General features: G+C 66.1%; 13 protein-coding genes and 1 tRNA gene. 3 read left to right on the top strand and 11 right to left on the bottom strand.

The annotated features are described in order from the left end of the window. Window positions 1-5: 5 nt before the first annotated feature. The 3 genes from V5F74_RS26000 to selB all read right to left on the bottom strand — a co-directional run bounded on the left by V5F74_RS26000 (window position 6) and on the right by selB (window position 2,643). Window positions 6-542 carry a UGSC family (seleno)protein gene (locus V5F74_RS26000; RefSeq protein ID WP_449361635.1) on the bottom strand — a complete coding sequence of 179 codons (537 nt, stop codon included), beginning with the start codon at window positions 540-542 and terminating at the stop codon, window positions 6-8. A 73-nt stretch (window positions 543-615) separates the two neighbouring features. After that, window positions 616-711 (bottom strand) — tRNA-Sec (locus tag V5F74_RS24160). A gap of 15 nt (window positions 712-726) precedes the next feature. After that, on the bottom strand, window positions 727-2,643 hold the full coding sequence (selB, locus tag V5F74_RS24155; protein ID WP_394010241.1) for a selenocysteine-specific translation elongation factor: 1,917 nt from the start codon (window positions 2,641-2,643) through the stop codon (window positions 727-729). 265 nt (window positions 2,644-2,908) lie between these two features. Here selB and V5F74_RS24150 point away from each other — a divergent pair, with 265 nt between their 5' ends. Continuing rightward, window positions 2,909-3,760, top strand: coding sequence for an IclR family transcriptional regulator (locus V5F74_RS24150; protein WP_394010240.1), 852 nt, complete (start codon window positions 2,909-2,911; stop codon window positions 3,758-3,760). Between the two features lie 69 nt (window positions 3,761-3,829). Here the strand turns inward: V5F74_RS24150 and V5F74_RS24145 are convergent, their stop codons facing one another. The 4 genes from V5F74_RS24145 to V5F74_RS24130 form a co-directional block, all read right to left on the bottom strand. Further along, window positions 3,830-4,609, bottom strand: coding sequence for an enoyl-CoA hydratase/isomerase family protein (locus tag V5F74_RS24145; RefSeq protein ID WP_394010239.1), 780 nt, complete (start codon window positions 4,607-4,609; stop codon window positions 3,830-3,832). A 47-nt stretch (window positions 4,610-4,656) separates the two neighbouring features. Beyond that, window positions 4,657-5,700 carry an ABC transporter substrate-binding protein gene (locus tag V5F74_RS24140; protein ID WP_394010238.1) on the bottom strand — a complete coding sequence of 348 codons (1,044 nt, stop codon included), beginning with the start codon at window positions 5,698-5,700 and terminating at the stop codon, window positions 4,657-4,659. 70 nt (window positions 5,701-5,770) lie between these two features. Then, complete coding sequence (locus V5F74_RS24135; protein WP_394010237.1) at window positions 5,771-7,912, bottom strand: acetate--CoA ligase family protein; 2,142 nt, start codon at window positions 7,910-7,912, stop codon at window positions 5,771-5,773. 85 nt (window positions 7,913-7,997) lie between these two features. Continuing rightward, window positions 7,998-9,203 carry an NAD(P)H-dependent flavin oxidoreductase gene (locus tag V5F74_RS24130; protein WP_394010236.1) on the bottom strand — a complete coding sequence of 402 codons (1,206 nt, stop codon included), beginning with the start codon at window positions 9,201-9,203 and terminating at the stop codon, window positions 7,998-8,000. 124 nt (window positions 9,204-9,327) lie between these two features. Between V5F74_RS24130 and V5F74_RS24125 the strand changes: the two genes are divergently transcribed. Beyond that, window positions 9,328-10,089 carry an enoyl-CoA hydratase-related protein gene (locus tag V5F74_RS24125; RefSeq protein WP_394010235.1) on the top strand — a complete coding sequence of 254 codons (762 nt, stop codon included), beginning with the start codon at window positions 9,328-9,330 and terminating at the stop codon, window positions 10,087-10,089. Window positions 10,090-10,126: 37 nt separating this feature from the next. On the opposite strand, the gene V5F74_RS24120 is transcribed toward V5F74_RS24125, so the two are convergent. The 3 genes from V5F74_RS24120 to V5F74_RS24110 are packed head-to-tail and all read right to left on the bottom strand — an operon-like array spanning window position 10,127 to window position 13,265. Then, window positions 10,127-10,975, bottom strand: coding sequence for an oxidoreductase (locus tag V5F74_RS24120; protein ID WP_394010234.1), 849 nt, complete (start codon window positions 10,973-10,975; stop codon window positions 10,127-10,129). A 16-nt stretch (window positions 10,976-10,991) separates the two neighbouring features. Continuing rightward, on the bottom strand, window positions 10,992-12,431 hold the full coding sequence (locus V5F74_RS24115) for an NAD-dependent succinate-semialdehyde dehydrogenase (protein WP_394010233.1): 1,440 nt from the start codon (window positions 12,429-12,431) through the stop codon (window positions 10,992-10,994). Between the two features lie 27 nt (window positions 12,432-12,458). Then, complete coding sequence (locus tag V5F74_RS24110; RefSeq protein ID WP_394010232.1) at window positions 12,459-13,265, bottom strand: enoyl-CoA hydratase/isomerase family protein; 807 nt, start codon at window positions 13,263-13,265, stop codon at window positions 12,459-12,461. A gap of 339 nt (window positions 13,266-13,604) precedes the next feature. Between V5F74_RS24110 and V5F74_RS24105 the strand changes: the two genes are divergently transcribed. Then, complete coding sequence (locus V5F74_RS24105; RefSeq protein ID WP_394010231.1) at window positions 13,605-14,444, top strand: IclR family transcriptional regulator; 840 nt, start codon at window positions 13,605-13,607, stop codon at window positions 14,442-14,444. Between the two features lie 69 nt (window positions 14,445-14,513). On the opposite strand, the gene V5F74_RS24100 is transcribed toward V5F74_RS24105, so the two are convergent. After that, complete coding sequence (locus V5F74_RS24100; protein WP_394010230.1) at window positions 14,514-15,479, bottom strand: Bug family tripartite tricarboxylate transporter substrate binding protein; 966 nt, start codon at window positions 15,477-15,479, stop codon at window positions 14,514-14,516. Window positions 15,480-15,778 lie beyond the last annotated feature (299 nt).

The following is a 15,778-nucleotide window of genomic DNA, read 5'->3' as shown; positions in this document are numbered from 1 at the left end:
CGGGTTCAGCCACGGCCGATCTCCTCCTTGAGCTTGCCGAACGCCGTATCGATGCGCTCGGACAGCTCGTCCGGACTGAGCCCGCCCACCGGATGCCGGACCACGAGCAAGCGGGGTTCGACCTTGCGGGCCTTGGCCTGCGCCATCACGAGGCCACGGAACGTCTCGGTCACGATGACCCAGCTGCGCACCCCCCGTTTCTCAAGTTCTACGCTGTCGTGGAAACTCCACGATGAGCAGGAGCCTCAATCGCCGAGGGCGACCAGCGCCATCCTGTACTTCTGGGCGACCGCATCGATCATCGCGGAGGTGGCCGCCACGCTGGGGCCGGGCTTGAGGACGAGATCCACATTGTCGACGGGCCGAAGCTCGGCGAGGCGGTCCCGAAGGCCAAGGAGCAGTTCCTGGCTGTTGGGCTTGCCGTTGCTGAAGAGGGCGATGGGCGAGGATGTCCACTCCGACAGCCCGGCCGTTTCCTTCACCACCTCGCCGCGATTGTGCGTCGCGGGCAGAAGAGCATAGCTGGGATTCACGATGCGCATGGTTTCTCCTGTGCAATTCGGCATTTTGCCAGCAGGCGCTGGTTCCGCGGGCGTCGGCCGGGCCGGCGGGACATGGCGGAGGAGAATGGGAGTCGAACCCACCCAGGACCGCCATGCGGCCCTGCCCGGATTTGAAGTCCGGACACCCCACCGGGGGCGACTCTCCTCCCTGCAACGGTCAGGCTCATGAGCCCGCCCCCGCGAACAACGTGCATGAATCTCTCAGCGCTCGTCGGCTATCACCGGAACGTGCCGTGAAGCGCTTGCGATCGAACAATTCGAGCACCGCGACCGCAAGGTTCCGCCCCACCCCGACGGTGTCCCGGAACTCGGCAACCGTGAAACCCTGCCCGCGATGGGAAAGGCTGACCGCGGCCTCGGCCATCCGCACCAGCGTCGCGCGCGGCAGAAAATGGTCCGGTGCAGCCTCGACCAGAGCGCCCGCCCGGGCCATCCGCTTGAAGACCTGCCGAACCTGAGCCTCATGGAGGCCGGTGGTGCGCGCGATGTCGGCAAGCCGCGCTGGAATGGGCTCGATCTCCAGCAAATGGCAGGTCTTTGACCAGATCTTGCTGTCCGTCTCCGAAAGGCCGGTGGAATGATGCGGCAAACGCACCTCCCCGCGCTCGACGAGGACATGTCCTTCGACCGACCAGGCGCGCAGGAGAGACAGCAGGGCGCTCCGGGAAAGCGGCTCACGCAGACCTCGCCGCAGGCCATCCAGGCTCAGTCCGCTTTTCGTCGGTTCGAGAGCATGGAAGGCGTGCAACTGTGCAAGCACTGCCGCGCGAAGAATGGCGTCTGCTGCGGGAGCGATGGCAAAGGTCCGCCCGTCGGCTTCCAGCACCGCGAGGTCCGCGATCCGTGCGGCGTCCTGAGCCTCCTCGATCGGCAGGTCCCGGTCCTCGGCGAACGCCGACAGATCGACGAGGCCCGGGGCGATCCGCGACAGTGCGGCCAGCGCCTCCGCCTCATCGGCCGGGCGCATCGCGGCGAGCTGCGCAAGGCGCCGGATGGTTCGGCGGCCGCGCCGCGGCGCCCGGGGATCGACGATCGTGCCACCGCCGATGGTCCGGGAGCAGCCGGCATCGCGCAGGACGATATGGTCCCCATGGCGCAGCGGCGCCGGCCGATCCAGCACAACCTGGACCAGTCCGGATTCGCCAGCGCGCAGTTCATCACGCTCGATCGGCACCAGATGCCCCGGGATCTGGGCCGCGCCGTGATGCGCCAGCACCGGGGACCATGCCTTGATCATCAGGCCCGGATGGTGGGCAAGGCAAAGCTCGATGTCTGCGCGATCACTGGTCCATGCCGCCGTTGGGGCCAGCACCCAGTCTCCGCGCTCGATGGCGTCCTTGCGAATTCGGCGGCCTGTGAGATTGAGGGCGCAGCGCTCGCCGGGGCCGGCGACGGGCACCGGCCGTCCGGCCATCTGGATCGAGCGCACGCGCGCTTCGAGACCGGAGGCAAGGCAAACCTCATCCCCGCCCCGGACATTGCCCGAAGCAACGAAGCCGCTGACCACCGTTCCGATACCGGCGAGGGTGAAGCTCCGGTCCACCGAGAACCGCAGCCGCCGGTCCGAACATGCATCGCGCGACGGCGCCGCAAGCCGGCCCAATGCCGCCCGCAGGTCTGTCAGCCCTTCTCCGGTCTCGACCGATACCGGCACGATCTCCATTTGCGGACTGAAGGAGGCCTGGAGGCTGCGGATCTCTTCGATGACCTGCTGACGGCGTGTGGCGTCTGCAAGATCCGCCTTGGTCAGGGCGAATACGCCGCGCCGCACGCCCAGGAAGCGCATGATATCGAAATGCTCACGCGTCTGCGGCATGATTCCGTCATCGACTGCGACCACCAACAGGACGCTGTCGATGCCGCACGCCCCCGCGATCATCGTATGCACAAGGCGCTCGTGGCCCGGCACGTCGACGAAACCGATCGTCCGGCCATCCTGGAAATCCGTGTAGGCGAAGCCGAGATCGATCGTGATCCCGCGCGCCTTCTCTTCCTTGAGCCTGTCGGTATCCACGCCGGTGAGGGCTCGGACCAGCGCGGTCTTCCCGTGATCGATGTGGCCTGCCAGTCCGATGATCATAGGGAGCGCCCCATGGCAGAGCCGGAGGTCGGAAGGCCGACATGCCGGTCCGATGACTGTTCTCTCAAGCCCTGGCTGCCAGTTCCGCGCGCCGGTTCGATCATGAGCGCAGTAAGGTTGGAGGCTCCGCGCCGTGCAAGTGCGCGTCGGGGATAGGAGATTTAAGCCCACATATGTGGGATCAAGGCGCGCGCGTTGACACCTTGTGGGCACCGTGACCACTGTTGCCGTCCGCTTGACAGGAGCGTTTCAGTAGGAGCGTTTCATGGGCAGACCTCCAGCTCAGAGGCTCGACAAGGAGCGGATCGGCGCGTTTCCGTCGCTCCCGTCCACGGTTGTGAAATCGGCCGGACGAACCGCGCAAATTCTGGAATATTTCGATGACGTCCAAAGAGATGTCAGTATCGTCGAGGTGGCCGAAGCGCTGCGGTCGCCGCAATCGAGCATCGGCGTCATCCTGAAAAGCCTCGTGGAGCTCGGCTTCCTGGAGCTGACTCCGCGCCGGACCTACGCCCTCTCCTACCGTGTCGCGATGCTCGGGAGCTGGATGGACCACAGCCTGTTCGGACGTGGACAATTGCGCTCTCTCATGGAGCGCATTTCCGCCGAGAGCGGCGAGTTCGTCGTGCTGGCACAGCGCGTCGGCATGCACGCCAAGTTCATTCAGGTGGTTCAGGCCGCCAAGCCGGGCCGGCGCCACATCACCGTTGGCACGGAACGTTGCCTTCTGCGTTCCGGCACGGGACGCACGCTCCTGAGCATGCATTCGGACCTTGAGGTGGCGAAGCTGATACGGCGGTTCAACGCCTCCGTCGATGACGTGGGGCGGGTCGACGCTGCCGAGGTCATGGGGACCATCAATTCCATCCGCCAGAACGGCTATGCCATGACGCTGGACGCGGTGACGCATGGCGGGGGCGTCATATCGGTCCCGGTGACACGCGACACCCGTCCGGGCTTCGCCCTGGGGATCGCCAGCACGTCGATGACCCTGCGCCGCAACGAAACCGCGTTTGCGAACCTGCTCCGGGACGGCGTCCAGAGGCTGTTCGCCTCGCCGGGGCGGGGCAACGGCCCCGTCGGCACCAGCCTGCGCCCGGTCGCCCTGGCGGGGTGAGGGGGCGCCGATCCATGCGCCCCGTCCCGGACCTTGTGCGGTGTCGGGAGCGGCGGGGCAAAACACCCTCTATTCCGCCGACGTCTTTCGGTCTCGCGCCTCAAGGAAGCGGCGCTTGGCTTCAGCATGCTCTTCGGACATCGCGAGCATGGGCTGAAAGGAGATCTCCTGGCGAAGCGCGGCCTCAAGGCCCTCGGAAAAGGCTTCCTTCAGCATGGCCATCGCGGGCGGTGAGGCCTTCGCGAAACGCAGTGCGACCGCCTTCGCGGCGGCAAGGGCTGCTCCCGGCTCGACAACTTCGTCCACAAGGCCGATGCGACCGGCTTCCGCTCCGTCCAGCACGCTCGCCAGAGCCGTCAGCTCCTTGGCCTTGCCGAGCCCGACCCGGCGCGGCAGGCTCCACAGGGTTCCGAGATCGGGGATGAACCCCATCCGGATGAAGGCGCAGCACAGTTTCGCGTCGCGCGCCGCCACGGCGTAGTCGGAGGCCGACATCAGCGAAAGACCGGCGCCGTAGCAATTGCCTTCCACGGCCGTGATGACGGGTTTGCGTCCGGCGATCAGGAGGCGGACCAGCTGCATGCTTGTCCGCTCCATGCGCGAGCGCATCGCCAGCGCGTCGCGCTCGTTGAAGCTCGCGATGTCGCCGCCGGCCGAAAAGTGTCCGCCGGCCCCGGTGAGCACGATGGCGCGACAGGTGTCGTCATCGTTCAGGTCGCGCAGGCGCCCCAGAAGCTGGTCGCGCAGCTGTGGCGAATACACGTTCATCCGCTTCGGTTCGTTCAGGGTAAGAATGGCGAGGGGCCCCTCTCGCGTGCAGAGCACGCGGTCTTCGTCGGCTTCGATCATGATCGCGTTGCTCCTCAGTTCCCGGCAGGGCCCGCTTCGGCGACCCTTCATTTCTTCCAGTCGGCGGCGGCCTTCAGGACGGCTTGCTGGTCGAAGCGGTTGAAGGCCGGCACCAGAGCGTTGGTGTAGAGATCGGTGGGGGGAATGCCGGGCTGGATCATTTTCCATTTCAGCAGGAAGTCGACGTAGGCGGCATAGTGGGCCGGATTGCTCTCGCCCCAGTCCGAGACCCCGCCCAAAGCGAGATCCCAGTTGGCGAGGCGCGCTTTCAGCACGGCAACCTCGTTGGCCAGCGCCTGTTCTTCGGGTGTGCCGACGGGCTTCAATTGGGGAAAGTAGTCCCATGCCATCCGCACGGCGGCCTCGGGATTGGCCTGGGTGAATTCGGAGCCCATGGCCCACAGCCGGCCCAGCGCCTCCAAGGCCGCGCGCTTGTCCCGCAGCGTCGATTCCAACGCGACGAAGCCGGTCGTGGGAAACGCCCGATATTCCTGCGGGAGAGGGAGGAGCCGCAGCGGGGTTCCGGCATTCCCGATCATTGCGAACTGGGTGTCGAACATGCTCACGGCGTCGACCTGCCCGCGATTGAGCAGGGCGGCCGCCTGGGCGCCGGTGCCGGCGGCGGAGAAGGCGACGTCTGTCTGCGGATTGAGGCCGACGGTCGCGAGGAACGCCCGCCCGTTCAGCACGCCGACCGAACTCATGGACGTGACGCCGATGCGTTTGCCCTTGAGGTCCGAGAGGGTCTTGATGGCGCTGTCCTGCGGCACGGCGATGCCGTAGACGTTGCCTTGGCTGAATGTGTAGAAGGTCGTCATCCTGACGCCCTGAAGACGCATCGCGATGATCTGCTCGATGGAGAATTGTGCGGTGTCAAACTGGCGCGTGGCCAGATACTTCGCGCAATCGGTCGAGGTTCCCGCCACGATGAAGTCGAAGCGCAGGTTCTCCCGTTCGCTGTAGCCGAGTTTTTCCGCGACCGCGAACGGTGCGAGGCTGACGCTGACCGTGGGCGCGCAGACCCCCACCCGCAGGGTTACAGGCTCGGCTGCCGCGCAGGCGATCGAAGTCGCGGCGAACAGCGAGGCCAAGGCCCACCTCATCATGATGCACCTCCGATCATCTGCCATCCCGTCTGTAAAGGCTGCGCCCGGCGCGCCTTCAATTTTCGGGCGAGAGCACCACCACGGCATCAGCGGCGAGGGCGCCCTTCGGGCGCACCAGCAGCGGATTGATCTCGAACTCGCTCATGAGGTCGCCTGCAGCGACGGCGAACTGCGAAAGCAGCGCAACGGCGTGGGCGGCGGCTGCCACGTCCGCCTTCGGCGCACCACGGAAGCCGTCAAGCAGCGCGAAGCCCTTGAGTTTGCGGAACATCTCTTCCGCGACCTGGGGGCTGACGGGCGCGAGGCGGGTTTCCGCGTCGCCCAGGAGTTCTGTGAAGACGCCGCCGAGACCGACCGTCACCATCCAGCCGAAAACCGGATCGCGGGTGAAGCCGACCAGCACTTCGACGCCATCGGTTACATATGGCTGCACCGAGATGCCGTCGATGCGGGCGTCGGGTGCCAGGCGCTGGGCGCTGGCGAGGATGTCGTCATAGGCCGCGCGCGCCGCCGCTTCGCCCACCACGCCCAGCCGGACGCCGCCGATTTCCGTCTTGTGCAGGACATCCGGACTGACGAGCTTCAGGACCGCCGGCTCCCCGAGTGCGAGCACGGCTGCGGCCGCCTCCTCCGGTGAATGGACCAGCCGATCGGCAACGGCATCGACGCCGATCTCCTGGAGTAGCACCTTGCCCTCCACCTCGCTCAGCGCGGTACGTCCGGCCTCCTTCAATCGCGCGAGGCTGGCGCGCGCCGACAGAACAGCGGGAGAGGGCGGAATGTGCGCGTCCTCCGCTGTTGCCTTCGCATTGCTGAGGTAGGCACAGAGGGCACGCGCGGCTCGGGTCATGTCGTTGAAATAGGCGAAGCCGCTGGCTTCCGCCTCCTCCCGCGCATTGCACAGCGTGTCGACGGTAATGAGCAGCTTTTTTGGCCGTTCGGGGTCCCGCGCGATGTCCGCCCACGGCTTGCGCATGACATTCGCTGAGCCGCAGGTGACAATTGCGCTCACGGCATCCGAGCGTCCCACCAGACGCACCAGTGTCGGCAGGGTGGCATCGTCGTTGACCACATTGGCCGTCATGTCCACGGGGTTCGCCACCATGCCGTAGGCAGGGACGAGAGTCCGCAGTTCCTTTTGGAGTTCGGCATCGAACGTCGGCAGCGGATGGCCTCCCTCGGCGAACTCGTCGGCGAGCGCGACGCACGCCGCTCCCGACACGGAGAGGACACCGACGCCGCCCACGGGGGTGCCCGCGGCGAAGCGATGCAGGTAGGAAATGTCCACGAGTTCCGCGACGTTGCGCGCTTCGATCACCCCCGCCGCCCGGAATGCCTCGCGATACGCCCGGTCGTTGCCGGCGAGCGCGGCGGTGTGGGACTGCGCCGCCTCCGCGCCTTTGGCACTGCGTCCGACCTTGTAGGCGACGAGCAGCTTGCCGTTGCGCTTCAGACGCCGCGCCGCGGCAAGGAAGCGGGGGCCGTCCCGCACCTGTTCCACATAGGAGAGGACGACGTCGATGTCGGGAGCGTCCGCGAAATATTCGATGAAGTCCGACAGGTCGAGACAGGCCTCGTTCCCGGTCGTGACCACATGGCTGATGCCGAAGCCGGCCTGGCTGGCGCTGGCGTAGATGGCGGCTGCCAGAGCCCCGCTCTGAGACACGATGGCCGCGCGCTTGGAGCCGGACTGGGGGGCGAACAGGTTGAAGCTGGCGATGGCTCCGCTGTTGAAGTTGGCGACGCCAAGGCAGTTGGGACCGATGATCGCCATGCCCGTGCGCGCGGCGATATCCCTCAGCCGGGCCTGACGGGCAATGCCTTCCTCGGTGCCGAGTTCGGCGAAGCCGGCGGAGAAAACGATGGCGGCCTTCACCCCCAGCGCGGCGCAGCGCTCGATCTCGTCGAGGCCGGCATCGGCGTTGACCGAGAGCAGCGCCGCGTCGGGCGTCGCGGGCAGGGAGGCGACATCGGGATAGCAGGGAAAGCCCTGCACCTCCCGATAGCGGGGATTGATGCAGTAGATGGAGCCGGAATAGCCATAGTCGCGCATCTGCGCGAGAGGCCGTCCGCCGATCCGGGTGGGATCGGGCGAGGCGCCGATCACCACGATGGATGACGGATCAATGAGGGCTTTAAGATCGGGCTTCGGAACAGCGAATGCTTTCTGGCCAGACGAAAATACGGTTGAATTCATCTGGCTATATGCTCCGTTCCTATAGATCGGAGGCAATTTTAGGTGTTCGCGCTGCGCGCAGCCAGTGTTCGTAAAGCCCTCTTGATCAATCGACACATATCTGTCGCCCCACCGCGTCTGCGTCCGGCGCCTGCCGACCCGTGAGGGCGGACATTCTGGATATGGCTGCGCAAGCCCCGTCCAGCATATCGTCGAAGATCGTCTCCACACTCTGGATCGACGTGGCGAAGGCGGCCGCCGGCCCGAAGTCGAGCATGCCCCGGGACCGGTCGCCGGTGCGGTAGGCTTCGCGCGCGAGCTTGCCTGCGACGTGGGGCCGGTAGGCGTCGAAATCCGTCACCTTCCGGTCTTCCAGCGCCAGCAGTTCCCGGGCGCTGTCATTTTCGAGCACCCGGTGGTGATCGCGCAGGATCTGCTTCACCACCACGCTCTGGGTTCCGTCGCTCTCGGCGATGAACTGCTTGTAGGACGGGTGAATCCACAATTCCTCGGCCACCAGCATGCGGGTGCCCATGACGATCGCATCCGCGCCCATGGCGAGCGCTGCCGCGAGCTGGCTGCCGGTTCCTATGCCCCCGCCCACGACGAGCGGCAGATCGATCTCCCGTGCCAGCACCGGAGCCTGAACCATGGTGGAAATCATGAAGACACCCGGATGGCCGCCGCAATCGGCGCCGACCACGGTGATCGCATCGACATCAAGGCGCGCCGCGCTGCGCGCATATTTCACGGCCGGCACCTTATGGATGATCTTGATGCCCGCTTCCCGCAGCGCCGGAATGATCGGCTCGGGCGAGGCGCCGGCCGTCTCCACGCAGGAGACGCGATTGTCCGCGAGCAGGGGGATGAGTCGGCGGGCCCGCTCGATGCCTTCGTCAAAGCGCGAAATGTAGATGTTGACCCCAAAGCCGAGATCACCGAGCGTCGCGCGGCAGGTGCGCACCTGTTCCTCGACCCAGTCCGTCTCGCCGGACGAGACGATGAAGCCCATTCCGCCGGCCTTCACCACGGCGGCAACATACGCGGCGTCTGACACGCCCGGCCCGAGCCCTCCGCACAGGATAGGATGTCGGATGCCGAGAAGCTCGGTGATCCGCGTTTTGAAGATCTGCGGTCGCATGGAAGACGCACTTTCGCTGTGGATCAGGAAGGCGGCACGCCGCCCGGAGCCGCGCAGGCCTGATCCGTCGGCGGCGCGGACCTGAGCCGCATTATCGGCAACCTGCGAAAGCCGCGGAGCGCGAAGACGCAGGCCAGGGATAATCAACACATATCGGTTGCGGTCGGGCATGACGGCGCGTGGGCCCGGCTCCATACTCCGCCTGTCCGTTGGGAGCAGGCCGGCGTTGCCGGACGTGGTTCGTCCCGCGCCTTTCCCACGATCCTTCCCTTCCCCGAAATGGCGAGCCCGACCCATGGAATCCATCGTCAAGGTCGAGCGTCCCGCTGACGGCGTGTCGCTCGTGAGGCTCAACCGCCCCGAGGCGCGCAATGCCTTAAGTCGCGCGCTCAAGGATGCCCTCGATGCTGCCCTGCTGGATGCGGAGCGGGCGAGCGACGTGCGCGTCATTGTCCTGACCGGCACCCCTGAAGCCTTCTGTGCCGGTGGCGACATCAAGGAACTCGGCGCCGTCACCGTCGAGGAGCAGCTCGCGATGCGCGAGCATCCGCTTTGGCGAACCCTCGGCGCGCTGCGCAAGCCGCTGGTGGTGGCCGTCGATGGCTATGCGCTCGGCGGCGGCATGGAGATCGCGCTGGCGGCCGACTTGGTGGTCGCCAGCGAGGGGGCGGTGTTCGGCCTTCCCGAGATCCGGCTCGGCATCCTGCCCGGCGCGGGCGGCACGCAGCGCCTGGTGCGGCTTGCGGGCCGCCAAAGGGCTCTTCGCTATCTCCTCACCGGAGACCGCCTGTCCGCACGCGCGGCGCAGGCCATGGGGATTGTCTGCGAAGTCGCGGCGGACGATGCGGTGGCGGCCGCGGTGGCGCTGGCCGCTTCCATTGCCGCGATGCCCCCGCTCGCGGTCCGCCAGATCAAGGAGGTCGTCCAGCTCGGGCCGGATGCTTCGCTGGCCACCGCCCTTGCCCTGGAGCGCAACGCCAATCTGGCCCTGTTCGGGACCGAGGAACGTACCCGCCGAATGAAGGCCTTTGCCGAGAAGGGCAGTGGCCGGGCCTGAGGCTGGCTTCCGGCTGCAGCCTCCCGCGCTCCGCCGCTTAAGCCTTGAAGGCGACGGAGAGCGAGATATCGGCGAATGTCTCGAACTCGTTGGCGACGGCCGCGGCCTTGCGACGGAGGCGATCGAGGGAATCCTCGCCGAGCGGAAGGCGGCCCGGCGGGTCGGGCATGCGGGCGATCTTCAACAGCACTTCCCCGACCTTTCTGGGATCGTTCGGCTGCTGTCCATCCCGCGCGTTCATGCGGTCGAGGGTGGTCTTGGTCGCACCGGATTGGTAGGCCGCGATGGGATGGCGTGGACGCTGGAGCGAGGCGCCGGCGAACCGGGTCCTGATCGATCCGGGCTCCAGGATCGTGACCTTAATGCCGAAGACGGCGACCTCCTGGGCGAGCGCATCCGAAAAGCCTTCCACGGCATACTTCGTGGCGGCGTAGAATGCGAAGCCCGGAGATGCCGAATAGCCGCCGCTGGAAGACGTGTTCATGATGTGCCCGCGCCCGCGGCTGCGCATGCCGGGCAACACCGCCCGCGTCACTTCCGCGAGGCCGAAGAAATTGACATCGAAGAGCGGTCGGTACTCGTCGGGCGTCGTTTCCTCGGCGGCGGCCATCAGGCCGTAGCCCGCATTGTTGACCAGCACATCGATGCCGCCGGTCCGCCGTTGGGCCTCGGCAACGGCGGCGGCGATCTGGTCCGGCCGTGTGACGTTCATCTCCAGGGCGATGACCCGGTCGCCGAAGCGCATCACCAGGTCTGCGAGATTGGCCGTGTCGCGCGCCGTGGCGACGACCGTCTCGCCGTGCTCCAGCGCGACCTCGGCGAAGGCGTAGCCCATGCCGCTGTCGCAGCCGGTTATGAACCAGGTCAGGGGTGCAGGTGTCGACATGTTTCCTCTCCGCCGCTTACTGCAGAAGATGCGTGACCGTCTTGCTGACGGTGTAGCCCTCGATGCCCTCGACGCCGCCCTCGCGTCCGTGCCCGCTTTCCTTCACGCCGCCGAACGGAATGCCAACCGTGGAGACGACGAGATGGTTGATGCCCACCGTGCCGCATTCGAGCGCGCCGGCGAGCTTGTCCGCCCGGGCGGCTGAGCGGGTGAAGACGTAGCCCGCGAGCCCGTAGGGCAGGGCGTTCGCACGCGCCAGCACCTCCGCCTCGTCGTCGTATCGCGCAATGATGGCGACCGGGCCGAAGGGCTCTTCGTTCAGGATGCGGGCATCCTCCGGGACATCGACGAGCACGGTCGGAGCGTAGAAGTACCCCGTGTTGCCGATCCGGCTGCCGCCTGCCAGCGCGCGCCCGCCCCGCTGCACCGCGTCGGTCACCAGTTCATCGACGGCGGCAAGGCGGCGGGCATTCGCGAGCGGCCCCATGGCAGTCGTCGCGGCCTCGCCCGGCCCGACCGGGATCTTCCTCGCAAGAGCTGCGAACTGATCCACGAAGCGGTCGTAAACCGACCGATGGGCATAGAGCCGCGTCGGCGAAAGGCAGGCCTGGCCGGCATTGCGGAACTTGGTGCCGGCGATGCGGGTCGCTGCCGTCTCCACATCCGCGTCCTCGCAGATGATGACCGGGGCGTGGCCGCCCAGCTCCATGATGGTGGGCTTCATTTCGCGCGCGGCGAGCTGGGCCAGGTGCTTGCCGACCGGAACCGAGCCGGTGAACGTGACGAGGCGCACCTGCGGCGCAGCGATGAGGTGTTCGGAGATGGCCGCCGGGTCGCCGAACACGACGTTGAGGACGCCGGGCGGCACCCCGGCATCAATGAAGGTCTGCACCAGCGCCAACGTGCTCGCCGGGGTCTCCTCCGCGGGCTTGAGAACCAGCGTGCAGCCGGCCGCGAGTGCACTCGCGATCTTGCGGCATGGAGTGAACACCGGCGCGTTCCAGGGCGCGAACGCCGCCACGACCCCGACGGGCTCGCGCACCACCATCTGGCGCAGGCCCGGTTCGGACGGGATGATCCGCCCGTAGAGCCGCCGGCCTTCCTGGGCGTCCCATTCGATGATCTCGATGCCCCGCAGGATGTGAACCTTCGAATCCGCAATGGGCTGCCCCTGCTCGCGGGTCGTCAGCCAGGCGATTTCCTCTATTCGTTCACGCAACAGCGCCGCCGCCTTCATGAGGATGTCGCAGCGCTTGAGCGGCGGTGTGCTCCGCCATCCGGGAAGCGCCCGGCTCGCCGCCATCACAGCCTTGTCGAGATCTGCTGCGCCTGCCACGGGCAGGCGGCCGATCTCTTCCTCCGTCGCGGGATCGAACACCGGCCGGGTGATGCCGGACGAGCCGGCGGTCCACTCGCCGTCGATGTAGAGCTTCGGTTCCGGGTATGCGAACGACATGGGCTAGGAAACTCCGGGAGGGTAGGGCTAGCGGCCTTCGAAGCGCGGGGCGCGCTTCTCCCGCAGGGCGGCGACGGCTTCCACGTGGTCGCGGCTCGACCGCACGATGGTCATGTGGGAGGAAACGAGGTCGAGGCTGGTGGAGAGGTCGGTGTCGAGGCCCTGGTAGACCGCGCGCTTGATGAGCCGCGCCGAGAGCGGAGGGCCGGCGGCGACGCGGCGGGCGAACGTGCGCGCCTGCTCCATGAGCTCGGCATCCGGATAGATGCGGTTGACGAGCCCGATGCGCAGGCATTCCTCGGCGCCCACATAGTCGGCGCTCCAGAACATCTCGAGTGCCTTTGCGGGCCCGACGATCCGCGGCAGATAATGAGCGCCTCCGGCACCCGGCACGAGCCCGAGCTTGAAGTAGGTTTCGGCCACTTTGGCGCCCAGCGCCATGAAACGCAGGTCGCACATGAGGGCGATGTCGAGACCGGCGCCTGCCGCAACGCCGTTGATCGCCGCGATCGCCGGCTTGTCGAGGGCAGCCATGGCGTGGGTGATGCGCTGGATACCCTTTGTCAGGCGCTCCTTGACCTGCAGCGGCGTCATCTCGGCGCTGCCCATCTTGTCCACGTCGCCACCGCTGCAAAACGCGCGTCCCGCCCCCGTCAGGATCACCGCCCGCACGGCGTCGTCCGCTGCGACCTCGCGGATGGCGGCTTCCCATAGCGTCAGCATGGGGTCGTTGAAGGCGTTGAGCTTGTCCGGGCGGTTGAGGAGGATCGTGGCAACGCCACCCTCGATGTTCAGGCGGATCTCGGCTTCTACTTCTGTCGAGGGAAGAGACATGATCTTTGGTACTCGGCGTGACGGCGGTATCCAACGGATCATCGGACGAAAAGAGTGAAGTCACCACCGGGCGTTTCTTATTCGCAGGGGGGTGGAAATTATCGCGTGATCTGCAATCCGGCGGGGGGATGACGCCGTTCTTGGGGGCGGAGGGGCCGTTGGATCTCCAACCCGTCTTTCGGGCACTCTTTGCCTTTCTGCGCTGCGCTGCGGCAGGATCAGCAAGGGGTTCCTGAGGGGGTGTCCGTCAATATCTTGACATTATTGCCCGCTTGCATTCTCCTAGCGAACAACAGACGTGGAGGCGGCGACAAGCTGCCCCGCCAATGGGAGGATGCCATGCTGATGCGAGGTTCGCCGTCAGGTCGCGATGAGGCCCATGTCGTCAAGTCCGCCGTCAGGACGCTGGAGATCCTCGAGTTCTTTGACGAGGTGCGGCAGCCGACGAATGTCGTGACCGTGTCGGAAGCCCTTGGATATCCTCAATCGAGCACGGCTGCTCTTTTGCGTAGCATGGTTGCCATGGGCTATCTGCAGTTCGATGCCAAGGCTCGCACCTACCTTCCGACCGACCGGGTGGGCCTGCTGGGGAACTGGATCAGTCCGCCGCTCTTTGAGGACGGGGCGCTCCTGCGAATGATGCGGGCGGTCCATCGTCGGACCGGCCAACTGGCCTTGATCGCCGCGCGCAACGGCGATTTCGCGCAATATATTCACGTACTGAAGCAGCCGGACGCCATCGCGTACCACATCCAGATCGGCATGAAGCGACCGCTTGCGTCCTCGGGAGCCGGGCGCGTGCTGCTGGCGGCCTCTTCCGATGGGGAGGTGCGAAGTCTGGTCCACCGGCTGAACGCCTACGCATCCAGCGATGCGGTGCGGATCGACCTGCCCGAACTGCTGAACGAGCTGACGGCGATCCGTCGCCGCGGGTATTGCGTTTCCAAGAACCGGGTGGTCGACAATTTCGGCTCGATCGCCATCAGGCTGCCGGCGGAGTTGACTTCGCGTCCGCTGGTGGTCGGGCTCGGTGGCCGCACGAACGTGATCGAGGAAAGGGAGAGCGACTTTGTCGCCATCGTGCGGGAGGAAATTGCCCGCCATCTGGTGCGGCCTTGCGGCGAAGGCGGGCCTTCGGTGAGTTTTGCGGCGGGGCACCTGCAGCCGAGCGCGGCCTGAGCTTCCGCCGAGGAGCATGAGGGGTGCGCGGGGGCAGCCCCTCGTCAGCGTTGGGTTTGGCGCCAGCGATTACTCGAGCTTCGCGCCGGAAATGCTCAGCATGTTCTTCCACATCTGAACATCCGGCGCGAGGAAAGCCTTGAATTGGGCGCTGTCCATCGGCTTCTTGCAGTCAAGGCCGATCTTGGCCAGCTTTTCCGCGACGGACGGCTTGGTCAGGGCGTTGCGGATGGCGGTGTCCAGACGAGCGGTGACGGCAGAGTCGAGGCCCTTGGGGGCGATGACGCCGGTCCAGGGGAGCACCACGAGATCCGTGACGCCGGATTCCTTCAACGTCGGTACGTCTGGAATCAGGTCGGAGCGCTGATCCGACGTCACGGCGAGAATTTTGATGCCTCCCGACTTCGCAAGTTCTGCCTGCGACGCATAGGCATCGAACATCAGGTCGATCTGTCCCGAGAGGAGGGCCGTCACGGCAGGGGCGCTTCCCTTGAAGGCCACATGGGTCATCTGCGTGCCGGTCAGCTTCTTGAACCATTCGCCGATCAGATGAGGAGATGATCCGGCGCCGGCCGTGCCATAGAAATACTTGTCCGGGTTTGCCTTCAGCGCGGAGATGAAGCCGCCGACGTCCTTCACGGGCATTTTGTTCGGGTTGACCGAAAGGACCATGAGAATCGAGCAGGCCAGCGTGATGGGCTGGAAGTCCTTGACCACATCATACTTCGTCGAATTGTACAGCGAAGGCGCGACGACGACGCCGGGCGTGGCCACCAGGATCGTGTAGCCGTCGGGCGCGGCCCTCGCCGCGTATTCCGAGCCGATCATGGTGCCCGCGCCGGGCTTGTTGTCGACGATAACCGGCTGGCCCAGGCTCTCCCGCAGTGCCTCGGCCATGATGCGGGCGAAGGCGTCTGTCTGGCCGCCGGGTGCATAGGGCACCACAACCGTTACGGGTCGGGTCGGGTAGTCGGCGGCGCGGGCCGCGCTGATCGGAGCGGCCGCCCCCAGCGCCAATGCGATCAGGGTCGCCAAGCTACGACGAAGTGGCTTCTGCAAGGAATCCTCCCTCTCTGTTCCGCCTCAAGCGATCGGCGATCTGAGAAATTTATGAACATATATTCATTTTTAATGCAGATCCCACGCGACACTCAGGTGGCGTGGGGCGGCTGCTCCGCATCTCGCCAGAGAGCAGGATGGTGTTGAGTGTGCGCATAAAGTCAATGGTCGCCCCATCGATTGCACGATGGTGTCATTTTGAGGTTCGTGCGACCTGGAGACGGGCGTGGCATTGACATTCCCGACCCCATAATAAATCACTGTTCATAATTCGG

The organism is Xanthobacter aminoxidans, from assembly GCF_043193615.1.
GTDB classification, from domain to species: Bacteria; Pseudomonadota; Alphaproteobacteria; order Rhizobiales; family Xanthobacteraceae; genus Xanthobacter; species Xanthobacter aminoxidans.
This window is presented reverse-complemented; position numbering and strand designations above follow the sequence as displayed.

Bases quoted from the DNA above. Each gene is read 5' to 3' on its own strand.
- V5F74_RS24145 (WP_394010239.1), bottom strand. From the start codon at position 4,609: ATGATCGAAGCCGACGAAGACCGCGTGCTCTGCACGCGAGAGGGGCCC.
- V5F74_RS24105 (WP_394010231.1), top strand. From the start codon at position 13,605: ATGCTGATGCGAGGTTCGCCGTCAGGTCGCGATGAGGCCCATGTCGTC.
- V5F74_RS24130 (WP_394010236.1), bottom strand. From the start codon at position 9,203: ATGCCCGACCGCAACCGATATGTGTTGATTATCCCTGGCCTGCGTCTT.
- V5F74_RS24120 (WP_394010234.1), bottom strand. From the start codon at position 10,975: ATGTCGACACCTGCACCCCTGACCTGGTTCATAACCGGCTGCGACAGC.
- selB (WP_394010241.1), bottom strand. From the start codon at position 2,643: ATGATCATCGGACTGGCAGGCCACATCGATCACGGGAAGACCGCGCTG.
- V5F74_RS24125 (WP_394010235.1), top strand. From the start codon at position 9,328: ATGGAATCCATCGTCAAGGTCGAGCGTCCCGCTGACGGCGTGTCGCTC.
- V5F74_RS24135 (WP_394010237.1), bottom strand. From the start codon at position 7,912: ATGAATTCAACCGTATTTTCGTCTGGCCAGAAAGCATTCGCTGTTCCG.
- V5F74_RS24115 (WP_394010233.1), bottom strand. From the start codon at position 12,431: ATGTCGTTCGCATACCCGGAACCGAAGCTCTACATCGACGGCGAGTGG.
- V5F74_RS24110 (WP_394010232.1), bottom strand. From the start codon at position 13,265: ATGTCTCTTCCCTCGACAGAAGTAGAAGCCGAGATCCGCCTGAACATC.
- V5F74_RS24150 (WP_394010240.1), top strand. From the start codon at position 2,909: ATGGGCAGACCTCCAGCTCAGAGGCTCGACAAGGAGCGGATCGGCGCG.